Annotated in this window: 2 protein-coding genes; both read left to right on the top strand. The window is 40.4% G+C overall.

Translation table 11 applies throughout. The features are described 5' to 3' along the window. Window positions 1-64: 64 nt before the first annotated feature. Window positions 65-340 (top strand): transposase, encoded by a 276-nt coding sequence (locus IG80_RS0111450; RefSeq protein ID WP_032114170.1) that lies wholly within the window; start codon window positions 65-67, stop codon window positions 338-340. Window positions 341-372: 32 nt separating this feature from the next. Then, on the top strand, window positions 373-1026 hold the full coding sequence (locus IG80_RS0111445) for an IS3 family transposase (protein WP_052046415.1): 654 nt from the start codon (window positions 373-375) through the stop codon (window positions 1024-1026). Window positions 1027-1045 lie beyond the last annotated feature (19 nt).

The raw sequence follows: 1045 nt of genomic DNA, 5'->3' as shown, positions 1-1045 counted from the left end.
CTCCCCTATAATAGCTCCAGTTTTTAGTTAGTATAGCGAGATTGATTGAATGGGGGAGGCTATTATGAAGAAGAGCTATGGAGCGGAGCAAATTATAGGGTTATTACGCCAGAGTAATGTTTTGTTATCTCAAGGCAAGAGTATCATTGAGGTGTGTCGTCAATTAGGGATCTCGGATGCAACTTATTATAAATGGCGTAAGGTTTATGGGGGCTTGAAGGTTAATCAAGCAAGAAGGCTTAAGGAGCTTGAGCGGGAGAATGCTCGGTTAAAAAGAGCTGTTGCCGATCTTACTTTGGATAAGCTTATATTGAAAGAAGCTGCAGAGGGAAACTTTTAAGCACCGAGCGACAGCGGCAATGTGCCATTAAGATGCAACAGAAGTTTGGGATCTCCCAAAGGCGTGTCTGTGAGGTTTTGGAGATTCATCGTTCGGTGCTGAGATATTGCTCTAAACAAGAAGATGATGAGGAAGCGTTAAGAGCAGCTATTATTAGGTTAACAACTCGTTATGGAAGATATGGTTATCGTCGGATTCATGCTCTGCTTAAAATAGAAGGCTGGCATATCAATCATAAGAGGGTTGAACGTATTTGGCGAGAAGAAGGTCTTAAAGTACCACAAAGACAGTCCAAAAAAGGAAGACTCTATCTTAATGATGGTTCTTGTTTGAGGTTAAAACCTTGCTGGCCGAATCATGTTTGGAGTTATGATTTTGTGGCGGAACGCCTTGCAAATGGCAAAAAGATCCGACTTCTCACAGTCATAGATGAATATACAAGGAAATGTTTAGCTATCAGGGTTGGGTATCACTTAACATCAAATGATATTCTCGATATCTTAAGTGATTTATTTATTCAAGAAGGGATCCCTGAGCATATTCGCTCCGATAATGGCAGTGAGTTTAAAGCCCAAATTCTTAAAGAGTGGCTCAAGAGCTTAAATGTTAAGACAGCTTACATAGAGCCAGGTTCACCCGTAATAACTTCGTATAGCATACATTATACGAAGTTATACGAAAAGTAGAGATGTACTCTGTCTGATC

Source organism: Candidatus Paracaedibacter symbiosus (genome assembly GCF_000757605.1).
Taxonomy (GTDB): Bacteria; Pseudomonadota; Alphaproteobacteria; order Paracaedibacterales; family Paracaedibacteraceae; genus Paracaedibacter_A; species Paracaedibacter_A symbiosus.
Note: the sequence above shows the minus strand (reverse complement) of the source record. Positions and strands in the feature narration are given on the sequence as shown.